Annotated in this window: 16 protein-coding genes and 2 pseudogenes; 7 read left to right on the forward strand and 11 right to left on the reverse strand. The window is 56.6% G+C overall.

Features of this window, described 5'->3' with window-relative positions:
- Positions 1 to 139: 139 nt before the first annotated feature.
- Entirely contained in the window at positions 140 to 331 is a 192-nt protein-coding gene (locus tag AC1DV9_RS13300; protein WP_477948579.1) for a DUF2934 domain-containing protein, read from the reverse strand.
- Between the two features lie 216 nt (positions 332 to 547).
- On the opposite strand from AC1DV9_RS13300, the gene AC1DV9_RS13305 reads away from it, so the two are divergent.
- Positions 548 to 760 carry a hypothetical protein gene (locus AC1DV9_RS13305; RefSeq protein ID WP_112389410.1) on the forward strand — a complete coding sequence of 71 codons (213 nt, stop codon included), beginning with the start codon at positions 548 to 550 and terminating at the stop codon, positions 758 to 760.
- Positions 761 to 1,164: 404 nt separating this feature from the next.
- Here the strand turns inward: AC1DV9_RS13305 and malQ are convergent, their stop codons facing one another.
- The 5 genes from malQ to AC1DV9_RS13330 all read right to left on the reverse strand — a co-directional run bounded on the left by malQ (position 1,165) and on the right by AC1DV9_RS13330 (position 8,184).
- Positions 1,165 to 2,940, reverse strand: coding sequence for a 4-alpha-glucanotransferase (gene malQ, locus AC1DV9_RS13310; RefSeq protein ID WP_477948350.1), 1,776 nt, complete (start codon positions 2,938 to 2,940; stop codon positions 1,165 to 1,167).
- A gap of 104 nt (positions 2,941 to 3,044) precedes the next feature.
- Entirely contained in the window at positions 3,045 to 4,826 is a 1,782-nt protein-coding gene (gene treZ / locus AC1DV9_RS13315; RefSeq protein ID WP_477948352.1) for a malto-oligosyltrehalose trehalohydrolase, read from the reverse strand.
- Positions 4,827 to 4,851: 25 nt separating this feature from the next.
- Entirely contained in the window at positions 4,852 to 5,628 is a 777-nt protein-coding gene (locus tag AC1DV9_RS13320) for an SDR family oxidoreductase (protein WP_477948354.1), read from the reverse strand.
- Between the two features lie 911 nt (positions 5,629 to 6,539).
- Complete coding sequence (locus tag AC1DV9_RS13325) at positions 6,540 to 7,850, reverse strand: type II toxin-antitoxin system HipA family toxin (RefSeq protein WP_477948581.1); 1,311 nt, start codon at positions 7,848 to 7,850, stop codon at positions 6,540 to 6,542.
- A complete protein-coding gene (locus AC1DV9_RS13330; RefSeq protein WP_477948356.1) occupies positions 7,843 to 8,184 on the reverse strand; it encodes a helix-turn-helix transcriptional regulator in 342 nt (113 codons plus the stop codon). The genes AC1DV9_RS13325 and AC1DV9_RS13330 overlap by 8 nt, the downstream gene beginning before the upstream one ends.
- Positions 8,185 to 8,736: 552 nt before the next feature.
- Between AC1DV9_RS13330 and trpB the strand changes: the two genes are divergently transcribed.
- Together trpB and AC1DV9_RS13340 are read left to right on the forward strand one after the other, a co-directional pair.
- Positions 8,737 to 9,996, forward strand: a complete 1,260-nt coding sequence (gene trpB, locus AC1DV9_RS13335) for a tryptophan synthase subunit beta (protein WP_477948358.1) — start codon at positions 8,737 to 8,739, stop codon at positions 9,994 to 9,996.
- Between the two features lie 29 nt (positions 9,997 to 10,025).
- Positions 10,026 to 10,613, forward strand: a complete 588-nt coding sequence (locus tag AC1DV9_RS13340) for a response regulator transcription factor (protein WP_477948360.1) — start codon at positions 10,026 to 10,028, stop codon at positions 10,611 to 10,613.
- A gap of 470 nt (positions 10,614 to 11,083) precedes the next feature.
- Here AC1DV9_RS13340 and AC1DV9_RS13345 read toward each other — a convergent pair whose 3' ends face one another.
- From AC1DV9_RS13345 to AC1DV9_RS13355, 3 genes are all read right to left on the reverse strand, one after another.
- The gene (locus AC1DV9_RS13345; protein ID WP_477948362.1) at positions 11,084 to 11,641 is read right to left on the reverse strand and encodes a fasciclin domain-containing protein; all 558 of its coding nucleotides are present in this window, start codon (positions 11,639 to 11,641) and stop codon (positions 11,084 to 11,086) included.
- A 173-nt stretch (positions 11,642 to 11,814) separates the two neighbouring features.
- Positions 11,815 to 12,468 (reverse strand): ChrR family anti-sigma-E factor, encoded by a 654-nt coding sequence (locus AC1DV9_RS13350; RefSeq protein WP_477948583.1) that lies wholly within the window; start codon positions 12,466 to 12,468, stop codon positions 11,815 to 11,817.
- Positions 12,465 to 13,142, reverse strand: coding sequence for a sigma-70 family RNA polymerase sigma factor (locus tag AC1DV9_RS13355; protein ID WP_477948364.1), 678 nt, complete (start codon positions 13,140 to 13,142; stop codon positions 12,465 to 12,467). The genes AC1DV9_RS13350 and AC1DV9_RS13355 overlap by 4 nt, the downstream gene beginning before the upstream one ends.
- A 588-nt stretch (positions 13,143 to 13,730) precedes the next feature.
- On the opposite strand from AC1DV9_RS13355, the gene AC1DV9_RS13360 reads away from it, so the two are divergent.
- The 4 genes from AC1DV9_RS13360 to AC1DV9_RS13375 all read left to right on the forward strand — a co-directional run bounded on the left by AC1DV9_RS13360 (position 13,731) and on the right by AC1DV9_RS13375 (position 16,223).
- Positions 13,731 to 14,054, forward strand: a complete 324-nt coding sequence (locus tag AC1DV9_RS13360; protein ID WP_477948366.1) for a hypothetical protein — start codon at positions 13,731 to 13,733, stop codon at positions 14,052 to 14,054.
- A 98-nt stretch (positions 14,055 to 14,152) separates the two neighbouring features.
- Positions 14,153 to 14,761 (forward strand): GTP cyclohydrolase I FolE, encoded by a 609-nt coding sequence (gene folE, locus AC1DV9_RS13365; RefSeq protein ID WP_477948368.1) that lies wholly within the window; start codon positions 14,153 to 14,155, stop codon positions 14,759 to 14,761.
- Entirely contained in the window at positions 14,758 to 15,105 is a 348-nt protein-coding gene (locus tag AC1DV9_RS13370; protein WP_477948370.1) for a thiol-disulfide oxidoreductase DCC family protein, read from the forward strand. Before folE ends, AC1DV9_RS13370 begins: the two co-directional genes overlap by 4 nt.
- 131 nt (positions 15,106 to 15,236) lie before the next feature.
- A complete protein-coding gene (locus AC1DV9_RS13375) occupies positions 15,237 to 16,223 on the forward strand; it encodes an NAD(P)/FAD-dependent oxidoreductase (RefSeq protein ID WP_477948372.1) in 987 nt (328 codons plus the stop codon).
- Between the two features lie 298 nt (positions 16,224 to 16,521).
- Here the strand turns inward: AC1DV9_RS13375 and AC1DV9_RS13380 are convergent.
- Positions 16,522 to 16,862: pseudogene (locus AC1DV9_RS13380) on the reverse strand (putative quinol monooxygenase).
- 333 nt (positions 16,863 to 17,195) lie between these two features.
- Positions 17,196 to 18,100, reverse strand: a pseudogene (locus AC1DV9_RS13385) (SDR family oxidoreductase).
- Positions 18,101 to 18,137: the final 37 nt, after the last annotated feature.

The raw sequence follows: 18,137 nt of genomic DNA on the forward strand, positions 1-18,137 counted from the left end.
GTGATGGCGGCGGGACGATGGGTTCATATGGATCGCAAAACGTCAATTCGCTGCTCTCGTTCCGGCTACCTTAGCGATCAGCACATATCTCGCGGAAGGGCTGGTAGATGCCGGCCCTTCCTTAGTGTCAACGCTGTCGTTAATCCGACGCGGCCATCGACGGTGGCCGAGCATGCGCGCCGGATGATTTTTCGCGGCGTTTGTCGTTGAACTCCTCGGAAGCGTACTTATTTGCCTCGGTCCTCATCGGCTTGGCCTGGGCATGTTGGTCTTCCGCACGCTGCCAGTGATCATCGTGCTTGCCGTTAGGCCTGCCTTCATCTTCCCAAATCCTCTAGGCGCGCTCGCGTCTTTCCTGGTCCTTATCCATTATCGCTCCTACTGTGACTGACCTTAAACTTGCATTGAAGCCCTCCGATTCCGCTCGTTCGATGACACGTCGGCCAACTCCGACCGACGGCTGCCGCGGTCGTGCACGTTATCCCATGCCTCGAAGGGAACTACCAAACCCGCCAGGCATTCTGCTGCAAACCTTCAGGAGGCCCAAGTGACGAAGTTTAAGCAGACCGAGCGCCAGCGTCCGCTCCGCGGCAGGCCCTACACCGTGCAAGAATTCAGGTCGAAATACAGCCTCGACGCCAAGACTGCTGAGGATCTCTTCGCTCGGTTTGGACCATCCTCCGTCGAGTTGGATTTGTTGATGGCGGCGAAGCGGCGGACGCCGTCCCTCCAGACGATCACTCAGGACATCGCTGTCTGACATACGGCGATACCGGTGGGGGGGCGTCGAGTGCGTTTCATGCGGAGGCGCCTGATCCTTAAGCGAAAGGTGCTTTTCGCTCGCGTCGCCGAGGCAAAGTGGGCGGTCGATGCCGACAACCATGAATGGTACACGACCTGAAACTTCGATTGGGGCCGGTCTTTATGGCAGGAAAGCGACCTTTTGCCGATTAGCGCATGTCGCAGTTGCCGAGAGGAGGCGGGCAAGTGCAAGAGCCTGCGGGCGAGCCACAACGTGTCTCCGCGACGTGGCCCTTCGACCAAGCCCGGCCAATAGCGGCTCGCGGATCACAACTTACGCGAGCCGCGAGCCTCGCGCTCTTGCGATTGATATTGTGCGATCGTCTTGGCCGCGCGTTCATTCACTCCAGACTGCGATCGTCATCAGCGTTCCTCCTGCATAGCAACGGCGATATGCCGAACGAGCACGAGTCCTTCTAGCCGCTCTATCGATACCGAAAGCTTCGGCTTCCAGTTCGGATAGCTGTCCCTAGTGCCAGGAATGTTCGTTGGACGCTTTTCGCCCGTCATATCTGCCAGCCTCACGGCGGCCAGCACAGAACTCGTTTTTGCAATGAAGCGATGCGCGCTCACGATGAGCTTGCTCAGCTTTTCCTCGCTGACTGCCGCGGCGGGTGTCCTTAGTGGGGGATCCGTATGCGCGTTTCTCAAAGCGACCATCATCTCTTTTCGCTCACGCCGCCGTTCCTTGCGGTGTTCTTCCGTCATGTGCGGTGGAACGATGCCGTGCTCCGCCCTTGTCCTGATGTCCGCATCTCGCCACCAGCCAGCCAAGGTCTGGTGATCGTGCGTGGAGATGCAAGCAAGCGATAGTCTCGGGTATGAGCAAGGGGACCTAAATCCATCTTTCTCGCGCTCGTAAGACAGAATGCGGTAGGACAGGATATGCGCTCGGGAAAGATCATCCTGAAGTCCTTCCGGAAGCATCCCCAGATCTTCTCCGATAACCAGGCAACGATATTTTGTCGACGCGTCGGCTAGGATCTGGAGAAGCCTTTCCTGCGGATAGTCGACATAGGCACCCTTCTCCGGACCTTTGTCGGCGGGAACCAGGAAAAGCCGCTTCAAAGCCGCGGCATGATCGATCCTGATGGCGCCAGCATAACGCATAGCAGATGCGACCATTCGCAGGTATGGCGGATTTTTCCCAGCTGCAATTTTAGCCGGATGAAACGCCGCAAGATGCCAGTCCTGACCCTTGGGCGCGAACGGGTCGGGCGGGCTCCCGACCGTTGCTGCGGAAATGTAGGCGTCACGTTCGCTCCAAGTGGCCGAGCCATCGACCGCTTCTCCGACGGCAAGGTCGAAATAGAGCCCGACCCGCAGACCGGCCTCACGCGCGGCCTCGGCGGCATGCGATAGCTGCCGATCGGCGATCCATTGCAGCCACATGTGGAAACCGATCGTGTCGGCATGTTCCTCGACGAGCGCCGCGACCTCGACGCCATAAGGAAGGTGCAACTCTTCAGGCCAGGACGTCCAGCCCGCGCCAAGGCCTCGCGCCACCATTAGTGCCGACAGGGTTTCGAAAATAGCGTGCCGTCGTAGGTTTTCACCGCCCTCCTTGACAAAGCCCTGGAAGTCGCGAGAAGCCTTTGACTGCCGATCGGAGGAAATCCGCCATTTCTCCCAAAGCGCGCGCAGAGCGGACAGCTTGGTTTCGGCAACTCCGACATAATCGACGAGATCGGTCGACCGCAGCTCTTGGAGCCGATCTTCAAGATCTGAGTTCGCCTCGAACCCTTCGACCTTGTCGACCGCGATGTATAGGGGATTGATCATCTGACGGCTTGAAGGCTCGTACGGACTGCACCGGTTTGGATCGGACAGAAACGGTGCATGCAGCGGGTTGAGACCGATGAAATCGGCGCGAAGCGACCCCGCGAGGCCAATCATTTCGATCAGGTCCTCGAAGTCGCCGATACCCCAGTTGCGCCTCGATCGGAGTTCGTAGAGCTGCAGGGTGATCCCCCACACGCGGTGCTTTTCAAGAAACTCCGGTATAAAGGACTGAGGAATGACCTTCTTACCGTGCCGTCTTGCCGACTTCCGTTCAGCAGGTTTGTCCAGAGCGTCGACCATCACGCCGAGTGCCTCAAGGAGCTGGTGCTTCGTGGCGTCCGCGACCGGCACGTCCACGTTATCCGGGCTCGGTCTCGTCAACGCGATACCGTGCCTTTCCGCTAGTAGGTCGAGACGCGAGCGGACTTGACTGTTATTTGAGGACGATCGCGTCACAGCATTTATCTCCGGGCAGACGAAACGCTGAAGGCGACGGCCCACGTTCCCAGAATGTTGCCGCTGATATCTCCCAGTGAGTAGATCGTTTCGCCAATAGGCGGTGCTAAGACCTTCGCCGGCTTGTTGGATAGGTTCGCAAGCAGGTGGAGCTCCGCACCATCGCGGGTTCGCCACTTGACCGCCGTCACCGCATCCTCCTGACAAAATTTTCCCGCTCCGCTTCCAACGTGCTCGATCATCGGCACGATGCGCTCATGGCGCAGAGCGAGAAGAGATCGGTAAAAATGGAGCATTTCAGACGCGTCGGTGTCAGACAGTTTGGACCAATCGAGCTTAGCCGCCTCAAACGTGGTGCGAGCGGTGGGATCAAGAAGGTCGTCCGCTTCGAAACCCGGAAGTCGTGAAAGTTCCTTGCGCCGTCCCGTCCTCACCTTTTCGTTCAGCTCGTTGTTGAAATCGCAAAAATAGGGGAAATTTTCGCGTGCTCCCCATTCTTCGCCCATGAAAAGCATAGGGATTTGAGGAGACAGCAGATAGATCGACGTCACCGCTTTCAGGGGGGCGAGCGGTCGGTATGTAATCATCCGATCGCCATGCGCGCGGTTACCGATCTGGTCGTGGTTTTGAATGAACGATATGAACGCGGTGGGTGGCAGGTCACCCGTGGGCTTACCGCGAGTTTCCCCACGATAGCGCATGTGGTCGCCTTGGAACACGAAGCCCTCGGCAAGCGCCCGGCCCATCTTTTCGGCGTCGTCCGCGTAGTCCTGATAATATCCGAAGGTCTCGCCGGTTGCGGCGACGTGTAGGACATGATGCACGTCGTCGTTCCATTGCGCTGTAAAGCGGACAGCTCTGCCCTCCTCATCTCGCTTCAGCAGGTCGCTGTCATTGTCTTCATTCTCGACGATGAGATGGACATGCCGATTTCCCGCGGCGTCGCAGACACGCCTGGCCAGTTCGACGAGAACATGCTCGTCGCTGTCGTCGTTGATTGCATGCACGGCGTCAAGGCGGAGTCCGTCAAGCCTGAACTCCTTGATCCAGTAGATTGCATTCTGGATGACAAATTCGCGAACGGGCCGAGACTGGCTGCCATCGTAGTTGATCCCGTCGCCCCAAGGCGTCTTGTGGCGGTCGGTAAACAGCGGCGCATAGCTCGGCAGATAGTTACCATCCGGCCCGAAGTGATTGTACACGACGTCCAGAAATATCGATAACCCGCGCTCATGGGCGGCGTCGACCAGCGCCATGAAGTCCTCGGGACGTCCGTAGCTGCTGTCAGGCGCATAAGAAAGTACGCCATCGTAGCCCCAATTGTAGCCACCGGGAAAATCACTGATCGGCATGATCTGGATAGCCGTGATGCCGAGCCGGGCCAGATGGTCAAGCTTGTCCATTGCCGCGCGAAAAGTCCCTTGTGGCGTGAACGAGCCGACATGCAGCTCGTAGATGACTGACTCTTCCCAAGGGCGCCCGATCCAGTTGTCGGCTTTCCATTGGAAATGCGTAAGATCGACGACTTCGCTTGGGCCACGCACGTCTTCAGGCTGATGGCGTGAACCTGGATCGGGCACTTCAGAGCCGTCCGGAAGCACGAAATTGTAAAGACTGCCGGGACCGGCTGCGCTCGTCCGGAATCGATGCCAGCCTTCCTCGTCGCGCTTCAATGGTATAGGGTCAACGTCTTTCAGCTTGAGAAAGACGCTGTCCTTAAGCGGCGCCCACAGGCGGAACTCGACGCCGTCTTCGAAGATAACCGGACCGTAGCTGTATTCGCGCATTGTTAAACCCTGCTTTCCTGTGAGACTAGCGGAGCAGCCCCTGGCCGCCGTCCACCCAGATTGGAGACCCGGTTACGTGGCGGGACTGGTCGGACGCAAGAAATGCAATAACGTCAGCGACGTCTTCGCTGCGGCCTGGACGACCCCCCGTGATCGGGACCTGGCCTGCGGGCCAGACGACTGGGATAGCGGTCTCGTCTTCCTTTCGAAGACGGGTATTCGCGTCGATGCTTGTTTCGATCTCGCCGGGGCAGACAGCGTTGATACGAATATGGTGGCGAGCAAGCTCCAGGGCGAGCTGCTGGACCATCGCAACTTGTCCGGCTTTCGTCGCCGTATAGGCGGTAGCGCCCGGAGTCGTAAACGTGCGGGTGCCGTTGATCGATGATACAACCACGATGGAGCCCCCTCCCGATCGCTTCAACTCGGGAACGCTGGCGCGGATCGTAATAAAAGTTCCGGTTAGGTTTACGGAGATCGTGGCGTTCCACTCGGCGACCGTCAGATCGTCGATCGGCGCCCAGACGCCGTTGATACCGGCGTTGGCCACGACGACGTCGAGTCGGCCGAACTGCTTGACAAGCTGGCCGACAGCGTCTGCCATCTGTCGTTCGTCGGCGATGTCGGCCAAGAGCGAAACACCTTCGCCGCCAGCGGCGTCTATCTCCGCTACGGTGGAAGCAATTTCGTCCGCGGTACGTCCGAGCGCGCCGATCGCGAAACCGTCGCTGGCCAATTTCAGTGCCGCAGCTTTACCAATTCCAGATCCAGCTCCCGTGACCAGGGCGACGGCTACGCTCATTGCGATCTCCTCATTTCCGAATTGGATAAACAACGAAACTTCGTCGCGGTTCCATGGCACCTTTCCCCGTACGGTTGAAGACGAGAATGTGCTTCGGAAGTCTCTGAGAAGCGCTGTTCAGAACGCGCTGCCTACGCCTTAGCGTCGACAAGCCAGTTCCTCGTCACCGACTTCGTCGAGTTCTTCACCAAACAGCCGGGTCCGCGGCCGGCCGTTCGAGGTTCAGGAACGTGGTCCAAACGATTGACCGATCACGGCTGACATCGCACGAGCAATTCGCCGAACCGATCGGCGGGCGAGCTAGGTGCGGGTGCTCCAGTGGCTCAAGAAACGAACCAGCCCCGTCCTTCAATAACGCGAGAACAACTTTGGGCGGACTACCTGCTAGCTCGCTTCATCTGGCGATTTTTTTAGTCTATCGATCCAGATCATGTCGGGGAGGCAGGTTGATCATAGATTCCATATAACCTGAGGCTCAACCCACGACGAGCGCGGGGCGAGTCTCCGCTTAGAAGCGAGGCCAACGGCATCCGCTTCGATATTGACACCCGGGTTAGCAGGACAATGGTTCAATTGCAGCAACGGGCTTGCATGGTCCTAGCTGCGCGCTACCAGCCCTATTTGAGGCCTAATCCAAAGAACGCGCAACGCGTTGAGAGTCACAGTCACGTCGGTGAACTCCTTAATGATCGCTCCTTGCACGGGTGTGATGAAGCCTAGGGTAGCAGCCACCATGTCAACAATTGACATCCCGATGCCAGCCACGACGCTTTGCATCGCGATACGCCGGGAATAGCGGATCGAGTAGTCTAAGAGCACCAGCACTCGTTACCGTGAGACAAGATCGGCCCGTTGCCGTCGCGGACAGCAAAAGGAGTCCGTGACAAAGCACGTTGCACCTGCGGGTTTAGCTATGCTTGCTCAGCCCTTATCGTGTCTGCCATTGTTGCCAGTTCGCTCGCGTCACCATTAAGGCCGTAGAACGCATAAGGGTTTAGGAACTGCCTTCCCCAAAACAGGGTTCTATCCACCTCGCCGAGCGCAGCTTCAGCGCACAAGGCTCGCCAGTTACTTCCGATTGTTCGCAGTTGATGGCGGACGATTTCGATTGCCTGAGCCTGGTTCAAGTGGAAATGCGACGCTGCAGCGAGACACGTTACGATCTTGCTGCTCCTGTCCTGTTCGATGACGAGCATCGCCTGGCCGACTTCCCCTCCTGCACGCGGTTGCGGACAAATATCGTATGCCGGTGTGAGTGAAAGCGAGGCGCCGTCCCAAAAGGCGGCATGATTTCTGGCATGATCGTCGGTATTGCCAACGAGAATATTGAAGCACAGACGCGAAAATAGCTCTCTCAACGTTTCAGGAACGGCTGTAAAGCGAATGCGCACGGTTTCCGCCAGATCCTGATAACTGGCATATCGCGCGTGCATTTCATCGAGCGCAAGCATGGTCAAGGCGGACACCATCGACCGGCGATACCAAGCGTTGCCGGAGTGAATGCGGTCAAATCGCTGGACCAGCAATACGTCCTTGCCGGAAGCACGAACGATTTTGACAGGCGACACGCTAAGTCCTGAAAGCGCAGCCAGGCGCATGGCGATATATTCGCCCTTCACCACGCTATAAGTGTCAGAGCTGCTTGAGAATTTTGCGATGTATTTGCGCGCGTCGTCGTCGATCAAGGCTTTCGGCCTCGCCCCGCCAATCGAGCTGCCGTGATGGAGCGCCTGATCCAGTTCGGGGCTGAGGGGAAGGTTCTTTTCAACCCGCTCTGCGGCAGTCATGAGTTGATCAAGCGTGGCGTGGCCGGTCCCTCGGCCAATATAGCGCGTCGCCGATGCTTGGAAATCGAGCGCCCCAATTCGGTCTGAGCCTGACTCAAGCAGAAATGTCAGTTCATCAAGCTCCAGTCCATTCAGTTCGCCTCCCTTCACGCCGAGCGAGCGATTGAGGATAACCCGACGTCCCCATGCGTCGGGCGACGCGTCACGAACGGAACTCGGCATTAATAATCCATGAAGAGGGCGTATCTCGCCCGCTTCGAGCGGCAGTTCCGGAAGATAGAGGGGAAACGCGCTCGGGTTTTGGAGATAAGACCGACCATAAACGAAGCTGATCTCCCCATTTGTCACGACAAGACGGCCGGCCACCACCGGATCGGCGCTTTCCGACAACCACACCCATACGAACGCCTCTGTCGGCTGCGGCTTTTTAGAAATCATTGTCGATCGCGATCTGTTTGCGTGGACGCGCATATTTGGGCAGGAGAGTGAGACGTTTCTGGAGTTCTTCGTTTCTGAAGGTCATTCCGCCGATATCGTCGTCGAAAAGGCGAATCCCGAGAACGGTACACGCCTCAAAGGCAACGCCCAGCTCTACTTTAGGATCTCCCTGTTCGAGCCGCTGTACAGTCCCGCGTGTCACGCCAAGGCGGTCGGCAAATTCCTGCGCCGTCATCTTCCGTGATTTGCGTTCAAGCTGGATCATGTTTCCTAAAACGCTGACGGCAGCAATCGTGTATCGTGCGTAACTCTGCTTTTTTGTCGCCGGCATTGATCGATCCATCAGTCATATTGGTTTAATATGCATTATGTATCGCACAAAAGCAAATATTCTGTCATCTCTGGTCAAACGAATGATCTATACATCGATCATATGACGCCGATAAGCGCAATGTATCGAGCATTCTCTATCGATTGCGCACGATGCTTTCATTGAAATTGACGTGGGATTCCATATTGCGCAGCGGCCACTCGGTTTGCGGTGCTACCCGCTGATGCAAGGTGAAGCTTGTTAAGCGCCCTGTGAACATAGCAGCCTCCGACAGACGAAAGTCACTGGATCACAGTCATTCAATGTCATGCGTGCTCGCGCAACGAGATGAAAGCTACGGCAGCCGTGAGCAGCAATGCCGCGATCGGGATGCCGTCGAGCGGACCGAGGAGTTTCCCCAAGAGCGCAAAGCTAAACACACGGGTGCGTGGAATGTTTCGCAAATGTTTCGAGCCCCTTCCTACCGATCCGCTGAAATCGATTTGCTCGTTGCAACAACAGAACATCTAAACTGACCCACTCGCGTACAATCGGATAAACGAGGAGAACGCGATGCAAGATATGAATTCTGCGATGCCCGATAATAATGGATTTTTTGGTCAATTCGGCGGGAGCTTTGTCGCGGAAACCCTGATGCCGCTTTTGCTCGATCTTGGAACTCAATGGCAGGAGGCTAAAGCTGATCCATCATTCTGGGAACGCTTTGCATACCTGTCGCGGCACTATGTCGGACGCCCAAGTCCGCTCTATTTTGCCGAGCGTCTGACAGCCGCTCTGGGAGGCGCACGTATTTACCTCAAGCGGGATGAACTAAACCACACTGGATCACACAAAATCAATAACTGCGTCGGCCAGATACTGATCGCCCAAAGGATGGGCAAGCGCCGTATCATTGCCGAAACAGGCGCCGGCCAGCATGGGGTCGCAACTGCGACAGTCGCAGCGCGCTTTGGCCTCCAGTGCATCATCTACATGGGCGCCAAGGATATCGAACGACAGGCGCCGAACGTTTTCAGAATGAAGCTTCTGGGCGCAGAGGTAAGACCTGTCACTTCTGGGAACGGAACTCTTAAAGACGCCATGAATGAAGCACTTCGTGATTGGGTGTCCAACATCGACGACACCTATTATCTGATTGGCACCGTCGCCGGGCCACATCCGTATCCGGAAATGGTCCGAACACTACAATCGATTATTGGCACCGAAGCACGCAAGCAGATCCTCGAATATGAAGGGCGCCTTCCAAACCTCCTGATTGCGGCAGTCGGCGGCGGCTCGAATGCGATCGGTCTGTTTCATGCATTTCTCGGTGATCGTGACGTTGAGATGATCGGCGTCGAGGCCGGGGGCCGAGGCGTCGATACGGATGAGCACTGCGCTTCGCTTTCAAAGGGAACGCCAGGCGTCCTGCATGGCAATCGCACCTACCTTCTCCAGGATCTCGATGGTCAGATTCAAGAAGGTCACTCGATTTCGGCAGGTCTCGACTATCCCGGAGTTGGGCCGGAGCACGCGTGGTTGAAGGAGCAAGGCAGGGTTTCGTACAGATCAGCCACCGACCGGGAAGCGCTCGATGCCTTCCAGTATCTGGCTACCGAAGAGGGGATCATCCCGGCTCTGGAGCCGTCTCATGCATTGGCGGAGTTGATCAAGATTGCCCCCGAGATGCAGGCGGAAGCAATCGTCATTCTCAATCTCTGCGGCCGCGGCGACAAGGACATTTTAACGGTCTCCAGTTTGATCGATGGCGATAACCGACGCTCAGGGAAAGGCCAGTGGGGTGACCAGTCACCGGTAATTTTCCAGGGATAGGAGCCCAGAAGCTCAGCAAGGAGAACGCCATGATCGGTTTCGGTTCAACGGTGACTTCAGCGGCAGCAGATTCGAATGCCAGGCGCCTGGTTCTTTTAGTTGACTACGACTGCGCGTTGTCGGAGCGATTTGGCAAAGCGCTCCAGGACCGCGGATTCGACACGGAAATCTATAATACGGTCAACGATGCGATCGATGCGCTCGGACTTCGCCGTTTCGATATCGTTATAACGGACCTCCCGATCGGTGATCGGAGCGGTCTCGAAATCGTGGCAGAGGTGCGCGACATTTCTCCTGAGACCAGAACTCTTGTCTTGACCGGTTATGGGACCGTTCAATCGGCGGTGACCGCAGTCAAACTTGGCGCAACCGACTTTCTGAGCAAACCCGCCGTCGCGGACGAAATCCTCGAGGTTCTCGGTGTGGAAAACGCATTAAAGTTGTCTTCAGGCGATGCCATCAAATCAGCCGAGCTCATTCGCTGGGAGCACGTGACCAGCGTGTTTGCGGAAATCGGAAACAACGTGTCGGTGACTGCCCGTCTCCTCAACATGCACCGTCGAACGCTGCAACGGGCGGCCGGAAAAATAACTGGACGAACTGCAACGCGACGCTAGCTTCTCCCGCCCATTGGAGAAAGCTTTGCCGAACACAAGCGATTGCTTATGTCCTGCAAACTTTTGATCTGGGCGAAGGCGCGGCCGTAGGAACATTGTCTGGCTCGGAAGCCTTACACGCCAGCATACCGATCTAAAGCCCCTATGACCGAAGCGGGTCACCAACATACCAGCTGGGGCCGGCAACATTTTGGCGAGCCAGTCACACAATATCGGGGAAATCCAATGAGCTATGAGGATGGGATGACGATCTACTACGATCCTCTAACCAAGAGCGTCGTTATCGTCTTTCGTGGGGAGACGATAACCCTAAAGGGGCCATTTCCAAACATGAGATTAGGGATAACCGCAGGGGAAGAGTTCTGCGAGGATCGGGGATGGCGGTCGGATAAATCGACCCACCGCGGCGGTTCTGTAGACTAGCCCTCCGGAATTTTGCCGGGACGCGGACACGCGCCCCGGCATGTAGACTACATCTTCGGCAAAAGCACCTTATCGACGACATGGATGACGCCGTTCGCCTGCTTGACGTCGGCGATCGTGACATGCGCCGTGCCGCCGCTTTCGTCCGTGAGCGTGATCTTGCCCATGCTTTCCTTGGCCTTCAGCACGCAGCCGCCGACCGTCTTGATGTCGTGCTCGCCGCCATCGTCCTTGATCATCTTGGCGACTGTCGCGCCCATCGCATCAGCGGCAACGACGTGGCAGGTCAGGATCTTGGTGAGGGTCGCCTGGTTTTCCGGCTTCAGCAGCGTTTCGACCGTGCCCTTGGGCAGAGCAGCGAAAGCTTCGTTGGTCGGAGCAAAGACCGTGAACGGGCCTTTCCCCTCAAGCGTTTCGACCAGGCCGGCCGCCTTGACAGCTGCGACGAGCGTGGTGTGGTCCTTGGAGTTGACGGCGTTTTCGATTATATTTTTATTTTCGTACATAACAGCGCCTCCGACATTCGGATTTGCAGCGTACGCGCCGAAAGCGCTTGTTGCTGTCACAACGGCCGCTATGGCGGCATTGGTCAACATCCTGTTCATAATCGTCTCCTCTCGATGCCGGCCTTATGGCTCGGTATCCGTTGTACGCGCGATATGAACGCCGGTTTGCTATTAAATTAAATTATTTCAGATACTTGAGATGACATCCTAGCACAGTAAACCATGCCCACTCCACGGGAGCGAGCAATGACGCTTTAAGTCCAGTCCTGACCCTATATCCCCAAAATCGGCTGCAACCACCGCATCAATCTGCTTGTGAACCGCAATGGCGCGTCGGTGACCGCGAGGCAGATGCAATCCTTCTCAATGCTGGCTCGGGGCTGATGCATCAGATCACCCTCTGCCATTTCAACATCCCCTCGCCTAAAGGTGGCGACTTCGTCACTAAAGCTCCCGTCGAGAACAAGGGTAAGCTCCAAGCCGCCATGGGAGTGTTCCGGAACGGGCTGACCAGCCGGTATCTTCAGCAGTCGAATGGTGGTCGTTGTGTCTTCGGTCGGAATAATCATTTGAGCGGCTCCACGGCCGAGCCGGCGCCACTTCAAGCCGCCAGCCTGTTCAACGTAAGACCTCAATGGCTCGGGAAAAGTATGATTGGCCGCCGTAGACTTCTTCAACGGCAAAACATTTTCAATCTCACCTGCTTCAATTCTGGCTTTTAGGTTGTGCCAGCTTTTCGATACATCTTTTTCATCCGCGTCTTCGCACTGAAGAAAATACCCTCCGACGCTTTCGAGCACGTCTAGCTTGGCGCGGCAGGCCGGACAAAGTGCGAGGTGGGTGGCAACAGCGACGCTCCAGCCTTCCGCCAAACTCCCAGCGGTGTAATGTACGAGCATGTCGTCATCGAGATGGTGACTTATCATTTTGCTTCGTCCTGAAGCGCCATCCGCAGTTTCTCGCATGCAAGCCGTATCCTCGATTTTACCGTTCCAAGTGGGAGGTTGAGTTTCTGTGCTATCACCGGGTGCGTCAGACCGTCGAAAAATGACATCCGCAGCACCTCCACATATTTGCCTTTCAGCGACAGCATCGCCTGACGCAACAACTGTGCGTCTTGCTGGCGCTCTATTCCAGCATCTGCCGGTTCAATCTCGTCGGGCACAAAAGCCGGATCATTGACGTCAAACTGGGGGTGCGCGCCTCGGCGCATTGCGTCGATCCTGCGATTGCGCGCGATCGTGAAGATCCAGGTGGACGCCTGTGCTTTCGATGGATCAAATAATGCGGCTTTGTGCCAAACCTTCATCATGGTGTCCTGCGTAAGCTCTTCTGCCAGCACGCGATTACCTCTTGTAAGGCGGACCATGTACGATCGGACCCGAGGGTGGAAATGCCTGTAAAGAATCTCGAACGCGTCGGCATCGCGCGAGTTCGCCACTGCGGCCATCAACGACGTGATCCGCGCGGAATCGAGTTCCTGATGTCCTTCCTCCAACGCTCGGACCTTTCGTTCCAATCCCGGCGGACGCCAAGCGGTCGCCGCATTGGCTGATGTTTCGTCATGCAAACCGGTTCGGAGCGGTGCTTCTATGTGCATGCGAGCCAATACGCCCCGAAACCAGAATAGATCAAAAAGGAAATGCAAATTTTGGCTTGCTGCTCGCCGCAGTTGATGTTCACAGGCTAGCGATCATCGCAGATTAGACACATCCGCAATTGCAGCATGGAAATGCGCCGCGAGAAACACGACGCCGTAAGCTAGCGAAACAATAACCGTCACCCGCAAACGCAACCATATGTACTAACGCCTTTCGCAATTTGCTGAGCAGATTCTGTAGTCCGCAGCGAGCAGCAGCCAAAAAAGGCGGAAGTTGTACGGCTATCGATAATAGCGGCCTCGGGAACATAAGCGTCGCAAAAGAAATCAGGGCAAGTGCGTTGCTCGCGACCAAAACGCCGAGATCGGATCTGGTAGCAGCCTGCAGCTGACCCCAATGGGCTCCAGCCATGAAGCAGGCGATCATCGCGACGTATGCAACAAAAAATGGATGCGGTGCTCAGTCCGGCGGCGGTCTCGGGGAGGAGGGCGAAAATCCAGAACGGAATCGCACCTGCATAGGCGAGCCCGACTGATACTTGGCGACTAAAGGGGTTCATTTAGATACCTCAACGCGTTTCGGGCGGCGTGATCGATGATGCTCGCGAAAGGGCCAATCGGCCACTTGACTGCAATAATGATTTCGGCCTCGTCTTGGACCAATTGAAAGGCAAAGTTGTCGCCAGTCAGTTCTCACTGATCTTCGGGTTAAAAGCCGACAATTTTGAAAGACTGCCCCTCCGCGATGCAACGCTCGATCAGCACCCGTTCGGCATCAACGTGCTCTTTTCCACCCGTGGTGATCGAACCCTGCCAGAAGATCTCGTTTCGAACGTCGAAGCCTCGGCGAGCACATATCTCACGCGACAAGGGAGCTTCTTTCGAATGTCGGCGTTCACGACCCAATGCTGAACGCGGATCAAAACCGCGAAGGTGGAGACAAGAGCGTTTTGATCTGAAACGGCAGAGCCAGCGTAAGCCTCGTCGTTTATGAATGTCAGGAGTATTTAATGGATGCCATCGCCAACAATGCGGGCCATATGGCTGCCATCGATCGGCCAAGTCAGGAAGAAGCGGAGGCTGCCGTGCGTACACTTATCCGGTGGGCGGGCGACGATCCTTTCCGGGAAGGCCTGCTTGACACGCCAACGCGTGTGGTCAAAGCCTATCGCGAGTTGTTCTCCGGCTACGAGAACGCTTCCGAAGACGTGCTGTCGAGGACGTTCTCCGACGTTAAAGGATATAAGGACATGGTGATCGTCAAAGACATCCCTTTCCATTCGCACTGTGAACACCACATGCTTCCGTTCTACGGAGTGGCCCATGTCGCATACCTCACGAACGGGGCCGTGCTTGGTCTTTCCAAGATGGCGCGACTGGTCGATCTCTACGCCCGTCGCCTCCAAACTCAGGAGACGATGACCTCCCAGATCGCCCATTCGCTCAGTGACACCCTTCGGCCAAAGGGTGTCGCGGTGATGATTGAGGCGGAACACATGTGCATGGCCATGCGCGGCATTGCCAAACACGGCTCTAAGACGCTCACCACCACTTTCACAGGGCTGTTTGAGACGTCACCGGCCGAACAAGCGCGCTTCATAATGCTGGCGCGCGGATGACTGAAAAGCTTACGGTCTGGTTCGACAGCAATTGTCCGCTTTGCCGGCGAGAAATTGCTCTGCTACAGCGGCTAGATCGGCGCGGCGCGATCCGCTTCGTCGAAGCCTGCGATCCTATGACCGTTTGTCCACTTGAGCGGGCGGAGGTACTCTCCCGCTATCATGCCGAGGAGGAAGGCACGCTCCTTTCTGGCGCAGCGGCATTCGCGGCAATGTGGCGTGCAATCCCGGTATTGCGCCCCTTTGGCTTGCTCGCAGGATGGCAACCGGCCACCCCGCTGTTCGACGTCGCATATCGCGGCTTCCTTCGAATCCGGCCTCGTTTGCAAAGGCTTTTCAGATGAAGTGTCCTTGTCGGCTAGTTCCACACGGCCGTTTCGGCCGACTGGAGGTCCGCGGCCACCTCGCCGGCGTTGTGCACCCGCCTCGATCTGACAAACACCATTCTGCGTAGGATCAATCCAAAGGAAGTGTGATGTCCGATCGAAAGAAAATTGCAGTCATAGGGGCCGGGATTGCAGGGTTGACTTTCGCACGATCGCTGCATGGCATGGCTGACCTTACGATCTTTGAAAAGAGTCGCGGTGTCGGTGGCAGAATGGCAACCCGACGTGCCGGCAAAATCACGTTCGATCACGGCGCCCAGTATTTTACCGTTCGCGACCCCTCGTTCCACGCAATGTTAGAGCCAGCACTCGAACGAGGCTTAGTCGAAACATGGTCAGGAACCATCGGTTCGTCATCGATGGGCTCCGCATCAATCGTTGACGAGAGCGATCGTTCGCCAAGATTTGTGGGCGTTCCAGCTATGACGGCCTTTCCAAGGTGGATGTCACATGGATTGGACATCCGGCTGCATGCCAGAATTGATGCAATCGAAGGAAGCCCGTCTAATTGGATAATCACTACCGGTTACGAGCGGGCCGGTCCATTCGACTGGGTTGTCGCCGCCTGTCCTGCTCCCCAGGCGATGGCCTTGATGCCTGCGAATTACAGTGGCTTTCGACCCGCAGCCAGCGCAAAGATGAATGCTTGCTTTACACTTATGCTCACCCTTCAATCACGTCCCTTACGACGCCACTGTGCGGTGCGCTATGACGACGAGGTGATCGCATGGGTCGCCGACTGCACGTCACGCCCGCAACGCTCGCCTTGGCCGGCGCTTGTCGTTCACTCGCAAAACCAATGGGCCGATCGATACGTAGATGACGACTTGGAAATCGTGCGCACTGCCATGCTCGACAGCCTAGCTAAACTGCTGCCGGGTCTTCCTGATGAAGTTCTGTCGGCTGATATCCATCGCTGGAAGTTTGCTAACGTACAGACAGCCAGTGAAAATGACGTTCTTTTAGACGTCGAAAATGGCCTTGCTGCATGCGGGGATTGGACGATTGGAAACAGGGTCGAAGCAGCATTTCTAAGCGCAGTGAGGCTTTCCAAAGCTATAGGAGACCGGTTGTAACGGACATTGCAGAGCCGAATGGCACAATTGACGGCGTGTTCGAAACAGACCGTAAAGATTAAAATGGAGCAAGGGGCAATTTAGGGAAATTGAAGTAAGACAGCCCTTCGCGGCGACCAGTTCCAGGGTCGCAGTGCTGTCAAATTCAAAACCAACAAACCGGACAGGCGGAAGACGCCTAGAAGGCTTGGACTAGGCTAAAGTCAGTTGCGGGCGCCAGGTCATCCTGACGCCATTCTCACTTCAGCTAAGACACAGCGCAATTTGGTCCATTCGGATCACAGAGATCCCGTAATGCTCACGTCCGCTTATCCGCAAGGATGGACAGCTTGTGGACCTGTGGCGGCCTGGCGAACAGCTCGCCTTCTGCGGCCTTTGCCATCAAGGCCGCGGCGACTGGCCGTTTAAGTGCGCTTCCCTTCCACTCTCATCGTCTAACGTATCGAAAATTGCAAACGAACTAGGGCCCTCCTGGATCGCATACCAGGACATCGTGCCGGGCTCGGCATCGACCAACGATAGGGCTGATCGGAGAAATGCGGCGACCGCCTCTTCCTTGCCGGGCTTCGCCTCGGGCGGAACGTAAAGCGCGAGTTGGTCATGACTACCTCCACGGGCACCTAATGTGCCGAAATTCAAAGAACTCGCTAAGGACGTCAAATGTTAGGAGATGAAGATTGCCACGTTAGCCCGCGACCGGTGCTAGCAGCGCGTGGCGAACTCCTGGTTGAATGTTTCGGTATCAGTCGCCTCGAAAGGAATCGACCGCCGACCCCACAAGCTGGCGTCCTCAACGAGAGCAGCCAAGTCACTGAACCAAGAGATTTCCTGGCGCACCCGATCACCGATCTCCCGCTGAGCGCCGTCGCACTGCATTGTCATGTCCCTACAAGCAAAGCAACGCGCAAACAGACATGTGTGCGGGCGTTTAAGAGCCGGAGGCACTTTTCGTCAGCTCCGGATAAGGATATTTTAAAGGCCAGTCATACGTTGGGAGATCTCCCAAAGCTGCTGACTGGCGGCTTTATCGAGAGCCTGTTGCGGGATGCTTGCCGGTTGCGGATGTCCGCGTGTTTCGCCAAGGCGATCGGGCCCATAGTAGCCGCCTGATTTGGCCTCCTTCGCGGTGGCGGCGAACAGCTGCGGTAAAGCGCCTTGCGCGACGGGCTGGAAGAGAAACCAGAGATAGGTTCGCGCCAGACCCTGCAAGCTATTTCGTCCGGGTGCATTGTGCAGCAGATCGGTCCGAGAGATCCCGGGATGTGCCGCTATGCTTGAGACGCGCCACCCTGCAGCTCGGCTTCGAGCCTGGACTCGAGCGCAAACATCAAACATGCAAGTTTCGACTGGCTGTAGGCCTCCATCGGACGATAGTGCCTCTCAGAATTGATGTCGTCAAAATTGATCTTTCCTGCACGAGCTGCCACGCTGGACACGGTGACGACACGGGCGTCCGTCCCCCTTGATAGCAGTGGCATCAGATGAGCCGTCAATGCGAAATGGCCGAGGTAGTTCGTTCCGAATTGCAACTCGAAGCCATCCCGCGTTTCCTGCCGCTTCGGCGGCACCATGATGCCGGCATTGTTCACCAGCAAATCCACGCTCTCCCTCTCGTTTTCCATCCGCTGGGCGAACGACACGATTGAGGAGAGATCTGCAAGATCGAGTGTGTCAAACCGCACAATGGCTTTGGGAGCGGCGTATTTAACGCGCGATACAGCGTCGGCACCTTTTTCAGGATCGCGGCCGGCTATGGTCACATCGCACCCTGCGCGGGCGAGCGATAGAGCGGTTTCAAGCCCTAGTCCACCCGTTCCTGTCACCACGGCGGATCGCCCGCGCTGATCTGGTATGTCGGTCTCGGCCCACTTGGTCATTTCACGCCTCTTCCATCATTCTCGCACTTGGTGTAAA

The sequence above is a fragment of the Rhizobium sp. 01L410 genome (assembly GCF_056400165.1).